Annotated in this window: 12 protein-coding genes; 4 read left to right on the forward strand and 8 right to left on the reverse strand. The window is 49.5% G+C overall.

Annotation, left to right across the window (positions count from 1 at the left end; genetic code table 11):
* Nucleotides 1–912 (reverse strand): hydrogen peroxide-inducible genes activator, encoded by a 912-nt coding sequence (locus tag D9N13_RS08300; protein WP_290588117.1) that lies wholly within the window; start codon nt 910–912, stop codon nt 1–3.
* Between the two features lie 133 nt (nt 913–1,045).
* On the opposite strand from D9N13_RS08300, the gene D9N13_RS08305 reads away from it, so the two are divergent.
* From D9N13_RS08305 to D9N13_RS08320, 4 genes are all read left to right on the forward strand, one after another.
* Nucleotides 1,046–1,894 carry an NAD-dependent epimerase/dehydratase family protein gene (locus tag D9N13_RS08305; RefSeq protein WP_290588118.1) on the forward strand — a complete coding sequence of 283 codons (849 nt, stop codon included), beginning with the start codon at nt 1,046–1,048 and terminating at the stop codon, nt 1,892–1,894.
* 90 nt (nt 1,895–1,984) lie between these two features.
* Complete coding sequence (locus D9N13_RS08310) at nt 1,985–2,581, forward strand: LemA family protein (protein ID WP_290588120.1); 597 nt, start codon at nt 1,985–1,987, stop codon at nt 2,579–2,581.
* On the forward strand, nt 2,575–3,300 hold the full coding sequence (locus D9N13_RS08315) for a TPM domain-containing protein (protein WP_411268145.1): 726 nt from the start codon (nt 2,575–2,577) through the stop codon (nt 3,298–3,300). The genes D9N13_RS08310 and D9N13_RS08315 overlap by 7 nt, the downstream gene beginning before the upstream one ends.
* Nucleotides 3,300–3,917, forward strand: a complete 618-nt coding sequence (locus D9N13_RS08320; protein WP_290588124.1) for a TPM domain-containing protein — start codon at nt 3,300–3,302, stop codon at nt 3,915–3,917. Before D9N13_RS08315 ends, D9N13_RS08320 begins: the two co-directional genes overlap by 1 nt.
* Nucleotides 3,918–4,204: 287 nt before the next feature.
* Here D9N13_RS08320 and D9N13_RS08325 read toward each other — a convergent pair whose 3' ends face one another.
* From D9N13_RS08325 to D9N13_RS08355, 7 genes are all read right to left on the reverse strand, one after another.
* Entirely contained in the window at nt 4,205–4,714 is a 510-nt protein-coding gene (locus D9N13_RS08325; RefSeq protein WP_290588126.1) for a GNAT family N-acetyltransferase, read from the reverse strand.
* Between the two features lie 78 nt (nt 4,715–4,792).
* A complete protein-coding gene (arsN2, locus tag D9N13_RS08330) occupies nt 4,793–5,221 on the reverse strand; it encodes an arsenic resistance N-acetyltransferase ArsN2 (RefSeq protein ID WP_290588128.1) in 429 nt (142 codons plus the stop codon).
* A 133-nt stretch (nt 5,222–5,354) separates the two neighbouring features.
* Nucleotides 5,355–6,098 (reverse strand): SDR family NAD(P)-dependent oxidoreductase, encoded by a 744-nt coding sequence (locus D9N13_RS08335; RefSeq protein WP_290588130.1) that lies wholly within the window; start codon nt 6,096–6,098, stop codon nt 5,355–5,357.
* A 161-nt stretch (nt 6,099–6,259) separates the two neighbouring features.
* Nucleotides 6,260–6,685, reverse strand: coding sequence for a GNAT family N-acetyltransferase (locus D9N13_RS08340; protein ID WP_290588132.1), 426 nt, complete (start codon nt 6,683–6,685; stop codon nt 6,260–6,262).
* Between the two features lie 540 nt (nt 6,686–7,225).
* Complete coding sequence (locus tag D9N13_RS08345; protein ID WP_290588134.1) at nt 7,226–7,618, reverse strand: VOC family protein; 393 nt, start codon at nt 7,616–7,618, stop codon at nt 7,226–7,228.
* Nucleotides 7,619–7,665: 47 nt separating this feature from the next.
* Nucleotides 7,666–7,902: a hypothetical protein gene (locus D9N13_RS08350; RefSeq protein ID WP_290588136.1), complete on the reverse strand. Its 237-nt coding sequence runs from the start codon at nt 7,900–7,902 to the stop codon at nt 7,666–7,668.
* Nucleotides 7,903–7,931: 29 nt separating this feature from the next.
* The coding region (locus D9N13_RS08355) for a formylglycine-generating enzyme family protein (RefSeq protein ID WP_290588138.1) at nt 7,932–8,452 on the reverse strand (521 nt) is incomplete at its 5' end.

Consider the following 8,452-nt stretch of genomic DNA (forward strand, 5'->3'; position numbering starts at 1 on the left):
TCAGACCGACGCAGCACCCTGCAACGCACAACTGGTGATGGCCTGCACCAGTGCGGCAATGGCTTTGGGCCGCGAAAAGCGTTTGCGCCACACCAGGGACACCCGGCGGTAAGGGGTTTTTCCGGCAAAAGGCCGTTCAACGAGGGTATCCGAATCGTAGATATGCTTATCGGATGAAGAGCTGGGCAGAATCGTGATCCCCAGGCCCGAGGCCACCATGTGCCGCAGTGTTTCCAGTGACGTGCCCTGGGGCAGGCTGGTTTCATCACTGTGTTTTAGAATACCGGGGCAGGCGTTCAACACCTGATCGCGAAAACAATGCCCTTCCCCCAGCATCAGAATGTTTTCCTTCTCCAACTGTTTGCGGGTCACCTTTTCCTGCTTGGCCAGCGGATGCTCCGCCGGGATCAGCACTTCGAAGGGCTCGTCGTACAAATCCTGGATTTCCACATCCGGCTCTTCAAACGGCAGGGAAATAATGATGGCGTCCAGCTCACCATTGCGCAGTTTTTGCCGCAGCACACCAGTGTAATTTTCTTCCAGTATCAGGGGCATTTCCGGCGCAATGGGCTTGATGTTACGGATCAGATGCGGAAACAGGTACGGCCCCACCGTAAAGATCGCCCCCACCCGCAGAGGCAGATTGATCTGACCTTTGCCTTCCAGCGCAATCTGCTTCACCAGTTCGGCCTCTTCCAGCACCTTGCGCGCCTGGGACACAATACGCTCACCGGCCATGGTCACCCGCACATCGGAACGGTTACGCTCAAAGATTGTTACATCCAGTTCATCTTCCAGTTTTTTGATGGCCACGCTCAAGGTGGGCTGGCTCACAAAACAACGCTCTGCAGCGCGGCGAAAATGCCGCTCCTGCGCCAGGGTTACGATGTATTTCAATTCAGTCAGGGTCATGGGGCTGCCATTCGTGTTACAGGATTACTGCTGGTCACCCAGTTCTTTACACGATAGCATAAGGCCATTGCAAGCAGAATAATCCAAAACTTTAACTATCATCAAAAGCGAATCGAAAAAGGCGAATCGAAATATGGCCAGAATCCTGTTGGCCGGTTGCGGTGCCATCGGCACCCAACTGGGTGAAGCCCTGCAAGCCGCTGGACACGAAGTGTTCGGTTTACGGCGCAGCGCGGTTGCCATGCCGTTTCCCACCCTGCACGCTGATTTGACTCAACCCCTGCCGGCTGAGCTGTTACCAGCGCAATTGGATTACGTCGTTCACACCGGCACCCCCGCCCAGCGCAGTGACAGCGGCTATGAAGCCGGTTACCCCCGGGCGCTCAGACATCTGCTGGCAGCACTGGCCCCAGCCACTTCAACAGCATCATTAAAACGGTTTTTCTTCGTCTCCAGCACCGCCGTCTATCACCAGGATGACGGCAGTTGGGTGGATGAAACCAGCCCCACCCGGCCCACCCGCTTCAATGGCATACGGGTACTGGAGGCGGAGAACGTATTGCGGCAATCCGGCGTTGCCGGCACCTGCGTTCGATTCGGCGGCATCTACGGCGCCGGTCGCAATGGATTGATGCGGCGGGTTCAGGCCGGCGCCGAGGTGCAGGTAGCCCCGGCCAAGTACACCAACCGCATCCACCAGGATGATTGCACCGGGGTTCTGCACTATCTGATCAATGAGCAGGAACAGGGGAGGCCACTGCAACCGGTGTACCTGGCCGTGGACGATGATCCGGCCGACGAAAGCACCCTCTGCTCCTGGCTGGCGGACCGTTTGGGCGCCCCGGCCCCTGTGACAACATCGCCCGGTGGCCATACGGGTCAGAACAAGCGCTGCAGCAATCGTTTGCTGCGGACACAGGGCTACCGGTTTATTTATCCCACCTTTCGAGAAGGGTACGCAGCCCAGTGCAAAGTGGATTAACGGTGCCATTCCGTGGTAATCCGCAATGACTTTGCATACACTGGGCGCCACCAGCACAGGCTAAACATTAAGGCACACAGGGAATCCACTATGAACGCAAGAAATACCGTGATGATGTTGCTGATGATCGGCAGTCTGCTGATGCTGTCCGGTTGCGGGATCAACAACATTCCCACCCTGGATGAACAGGTCAAAGCCAACTGGGCACAGGTGGAAAACCAGTATCAGCGCCGTGCGGACCTGGTTCCCAACCTGGTTTCCACCGTCAAAGGCTATGCCGCCCATGAGAAAGAAACCCTGCAGGCAGTGGTGGAAGCCCGCGCCAAGGTCGGCTCCATGCAGGTGGACAGCTCGATTCTGAACAATCCGCAGCAGCTTAAACAGTTCGAAGCCGCCCAGAGCCAGTTAAGCAGCGCGCTGAGCCGCCTGATGGTGGTGGTGGAACGCTACCCGAACCTGAAGGCCAACCAGAATTTTCTGGCCTTGCAATCCCAACTGGAAGGCACCGAAAACCGCATTGCGGTGGCACGGCGGGATTTTATTCAGTCCGTGAGCGCCTACAACACCGAGATACGTACTTTTCCCGGCCGTATCTGGCATAGCCTGCTCTACAGCGATATGCCCATCCGTGAAACCTACGAGGCCACCACCAGTGGCGCGGAAGAAGCCCCCAAGGTGGAATTCTGATGCTGCGCAACACCGCCCTGCTTGCCCTGTGGTTAATCTTCAGTTGCACCCTGCAGGCAGCAGAACCCCGCTTTCCCAAGCTGACCGGCAATGTGGTGGACAACGCCAACCTGCTGAGCAGTGCCGTACAGCAGCGGATCAGCTCGCAACTGACCGCTCATGAAAACGCCACCGGCAATCAGGTGGTGGTGGTCACGCTGCCAAACCTGCAGGGCTACGACATTGCTACCTATGGCTATCAACTGGGTCGCCACTGGGGCATCGGGCAGAAAGACAAAAACAACGGCGCTTTACTGATTGTCGCCAAGCAGGAACGCCGCATGCGCATCGAGGTGGGCTACGGGCTGGAAGGCAAGCTGACCGACGCCATCAGCGCCAACATCATTCAGACGATCATCCGCCCCGCCTTCAAACGGGGCCAGTTTGATCAAGGCATCGAAGCCGGTGCCACAGCCATCATCCAGGCACTGGGTGGCCAGTACAGCATGCGCAAAACCAGCTCGGGTAAATCACAGTTTTCCTGGGTATTCCTGATTTTCATTATTATCGTCGTGTTCTTTAACCTGTTTGGCGGCGGTGGCTTTGGTTTGGGCCGCCGCTACGGTGGCGGACGCTACTACGGCGGCACCTTTGGTGGTGGCGGTTTTGGTGGTGGTGGCGGCGGGTTTTCCGGCGGTGGTGGCGGTTTTGGAGGCGGCGGCGCCTCGGGGGGATGGTGATGACACTGTTGAGTGAACAGGAACTGAAACAAGTTGCCGAGGCCATCGACACGGTGGAAAAAGATACCGATGCCGAACTGGTCACCGTGCTGGCCCGACAAGCCGACGACTATCTGTACATCCCCACCCTGTGGGCCGCCATTATTGCGCTGCTGCTACCGTTGATCCTGAAACTCACACCCTTCTGGCTCAGCGGCGACGAACTGCTGATGCTGCAATGGTTCAATTTCGTTGCCCTGGCGCTGCTGTTCCGTGTACCGGCCGCCACCATGGCACTGGTGCCAAAATCGGTAAAACACTGGCGCGCGGCCAGCCTGGCCCGGCGCCAGTTTCTGGAACACAACCTGCACCACACCAAGGGTGAGACCGGTGTACTGATTTTTATTTCAGAAGCGGAACATTACGTGGAAATCATCGCCGACCGGGGCATCAGCCGACATGTAAGCAACGATCAATGGCAGGCCATCGTCAATGAACTGACCTCCCGTATTCGCAACAAACAAACCTTGAACGGCATTGTGCGGTGCATCGAAGCCTGCGGCGAAAAACTGAAACAGCATGCACCCGCCACTGAAGCAAAGAATGAGCTACCCAATCATTTGATTGTGATCAACTAGAGGCAGTTAATACGGTCTTTCGAGGTAACCTTTCTGCTTTTCGAGGTTTTTTGTACTGAGAGTGGTTTTTACGGTAAAACGTAAGCGCAGTATAATGGCACAAATTCGTGGAGTGCAACGTGTCAGTTACAGTCCATATTATCTGCAAAGAAAGTTTTGATAAATAACCTTATAGATAATTTTGAAGAAGCTCCCTCAATATACAGTAGAGCGCTATATCCCGCGTAATTTAAAGAGGCAAGAAATAACTGGGGTTTAGATGGTGAGTGATAGCAATAATTTATTGTTTAGCCCATTCGCAAATCCTTGGATGAAACCACTGTTTTTCGTGTTCCAACCCTTCTTTTATCGGGATCATAAAATCTGTCTACAACTTGAAACCCAGATTTTTCCATCATTTTCTTTGATGCAATATTTTCTTCATGCCGCTCAATAAACATTTTTTCATAGTTTTCTTTCGCTGCTAGCGTTAGACAAAACTCAACTAATCTGGTACCAAAACCTTGCCCATGCAGCTCTGAACTCACCACGACATCTTTAATAAAACATATTTTTTCTAAAGCGTAATATTTCTTTAGCTTATCAGGACAAGATGTACCATAGATTAAAAAAGCCACACCCAGTATGCTGGTGTCTTCCAGAAACACAATGTCAGCCGAGCCCTCCTTAACCAGTGAAATCTGCTCATCAATAGAACACTCATCAAAGCTGTTCCAATCATTAATTCCATGCTCGTAAAACAAGTGCTTTAAGTTGCCAACATCACCATCTGAAATGGCTCGACTGCTCATCTTCATGATTATGCCCCTGCTCCATGACCTGACACTGCATAACAATTCATTCGATTCACCCACACACACATCCCCACCTTTTCTTTAGACTAATTTTTTCATGAGAAATGCAGCGGACGAAGGACAGACCACAGAGAACTGCTTAGTTGATTTTATTTCTTTAGGTGCATTACTCCGTATTTCGCGATCATATCCCAACCGAGCAAAGTAGCTCTCAGCCGTTGTCGTTAGTAAGTACAGATAGCTGATCCCATTATTCTTCGCGTAGGTCTCAATAAAAAAGACTAAGGAACGGCCGATACCGCGACCATGAGCTTTGGGAAGTACGGCTAAAGATCGCAGCAAACCCGCAGAACCATATTCTTCAATTCCAACGATACCGGTAATACAATTATCTTCCGTTGCCGAAAAAAATGATGTATATGAGAAAGCATCCACTTCGGCTGTGGGAAGATCTGCTTGAGCCAACATTGCTCTTAAGTCATTAATTGAAGTGACCGGGTCTATCTTCATACCGCCGGGTCATACTTACACGAGTAACACGCCTTTAATTTAGGTAGTATGCATTTCACAATACTAAGCCAATCATTTGAACATGACATAAGGATCAACTAACCCCGCTTATCTATGATTGAATGCTCCAGGTTCATGTCAGGTTTAGCCCACCATCAGAAAGTATAATTTCACCCGTCAAATAGCTACTTGAAACAAGCATTGAAGCTGTATGCGCAATCTCAAGGGGCTCGGCTCCACGTTTCATCGGTGATCTTTCAGTCCATAGCTTTTGTGCCTCAACCCAGCTCTCGGCCATGGGGGTATTGACTAAGCCTGGAGCAATAGCATTTACTCGAATCTCCGGCGATAAGGTTAACGCCAATAGTTGTGTCATATGATTTAATGAGGCTTTACTTGCCGCATACGGTATTGAAGCGCCTTTTGGTCGCACACCAGCATGTGAGCTGATGTTGATAATGCTACTCGTATAGTCGGAACATGATGACGCTCTTAACGCTTGTTCAGCTTCTGCGATCAATGTCCAGGGAGCGATAACATTCACCTCGTAAAGCTCCCGCCACACCGCTGGCGATGCTTGCTTTAGAGAACCATGAGGTATCATCGCATTGATTCCAGCGTTATTAACAAGAACATCCATCCGACCATAGAGGGACAAGGCCTGTGATACTAATCCTTTTGCCTGCTCCTGATCAGATAGGTCAGCCTGAATATAGGTTGCTCTCGGTATACTACTGGCTAGCCTTTGACCTTCATCAACAGACTTTTTGGAATGAAACACCACATTAAACCCGTCATCAGACAGCTGCAGCGCGATAGCTTTGCCTATACCTGATGTGGAGCCAGTAACCAATGCAACCCTCTCATTACTTTTCATTGCTCATCCATCTAATTCGCGAATCGAACGCATTTATCATGGGCATGGTGTAATAGAAACGATAAATGGATAAAAAGCAAAACATCCACAAATTTTGGGAGCAATACCACGGCCCGGCCAACGAAATGTCCTGATATCTATCTTTATATTCAGAACAGTTTCTAATAAATATTTCGCTCCATGTAAAGAGTATTTTTATCGGCTTTCACTATGCAGAATCCAACTCTCTCATATAATGCTACTGCTGGATTATCAACAAAGGCACAAAGCCGGAGCAATCTCGATCCATACGTTCTCGCCCTACTGACGGCATAATTGATTGTAATCGAACCGATCCCTCTACCCTGAAAACCAGGCTCAACCTGAAGATCACGAATATAACAGGCAATATCGTCGCTGCTTAACGAAAGTATCCCCACTGTACGATTCTTTACCAGGATTTCATAGTTCTCCAGCTCATTCCAGTTCCTAAAAAAGCGCTCTGAATCCCAAGCAAGTTCATGCCTAGAGTAGTACACAGCCATATTTTTTTGGCTAAGTCTCTGAGCATAGAACATATTCTTGGTTGGAGTAATAATTGGATTCATTCTATCAGGCTTCTGAAACAGCCCCTAATTAGTTTGAATTAAAACCAAGAAAGGATAGGTTGATTTTTTCTTTTCTGGTTTCAACTTTAAAGTATCTAATATAAAAAAGGCATCGGTACTTTTAGATTCCGCTTGATTTTTCTATCTTGCTGGCGAACAGCAATGGTTAGAAACCCATAACACCAAAATAAACCATAAAGAAAACATCTTCCTCGCTCCTCTCTTTTTCTGATTGTTTCACGTGCTTATTTTTCTTTAGGCCTATACAGTTAATGCGCTCTCTCTCCAGATATTTACATGCAATATATAGTTTAGACTTGGTAAAAATCTGAAATTATTCTAATGGACCTGCCCGTCTAGAATGCATTTTACTTTTCCAGCGGAAAGCTGTTTACCAGACAAGTCCTAATAGGCACGCTCTAACGGATACTCATTCAGGCCCTTCCATTTGCTTTGTATGATACTTTCTCTGCGAATTCATATCCCGTTTGGAGCAAACGCAAAAAATCAGTGAGACGAAAGTCGCCTCCCATGTACTTTTTAGCAGTAATATTGCTTGAACTCGCTAGATGGTTCTCGATCCGAATATATGTACACAAAGGTACCAATGGGGTCTATTACCGAAAACCCTCTATCTCCCCAAGGGTGATCTTCGAGCGGCATTGCCACTGTAAGTCCTGATTGACAAAGCCTTGCATATTCTGAATCCACATCATCCACTTTGAAATTAAGCATGACTCCTGCGCCACCATAGGCAGGCATACCTTCCTGCGGCTGGATAAAGCTAATTTCAGGGCCATCTTGGTCGATTTTTAACGTGACGTACCAACCGCAATCGAATACAGCTTTTGAAGCAAAATACTTTAGATAGAATTCTCGGCACTCATCAACTTTAGTTGTGCAAAAGCAGACAGATAATTCATTCGTCTTCATTAAATTCTCCGTACTTGGAAATACAGGGAGTACCAAGTTTATGGATGCTAGCTATTGGTCAAGTAAGCGAAGGACACCTCATACTTCAATATACTGTAATTACTCAAGGTGACCTGATGCACCGGGAACGCGTCCGCATCCGGACCAAAAATCTGCTTCTGACCGTTTTCGTCAACGTAACCCACATCCCCTATCATGAAGGTTCCGCCTTCGACAAACACCAGATTATTCAGTGTCCGTTGCTTGAGAGCATTGATTTCTTCAGTAGGCGCGCACGCTGCCATGCAGACTAGGGCTAAGATAGCTACCCACCTCAAGGTGTTTCTCTAAGGGTTGTAATTGGTTCAGGGTGATTGGCAACGCAGCGGATACCGATGCCGGATCCGGTATTATCGGGTTCTCTCACTACGCGAACATACAGCGTTATTTGCCCTCGGCCACCTATGATTCCTGAACCTCTTGTCACTTTATGGTCGGACTTAAATTTCTCATATTCATCATTCCTTGGATCCGTTACTGCACCAGGCCTGTACGCTCTCCAATAATCCACTGTCCACTCATCCACGTTACCCGTCATATCATGAATACCCAATGGATTGGGTGGCCAACTGCCTACCGGCATTTCACGTTTATTCTCTTTCGCATCCCTAATATTTCTTCCCGGCTCAAACTCACCGTTGTCCGTGGCATAGGCAACTGCCTTACCTCGGCTGCGGGCTGCGTATTCCCACTGCGCCTCAGTAGGCAAATCCATCGGGTAGCCAATCTGCTCACCCAACCACTGACAATAAGCTCGGGATTCATGCCAGGTCACACCATCCACTGGATAATTTG

It is taken from the genome of Ketobacter sp. GenoA1 (assembly GCF_003671475.1).
GTDB lineage: Bacteria > Pseudomonadota > Gammaproteobacteria > Pseudomonadales > Ketobacteraceae > Ketobacter.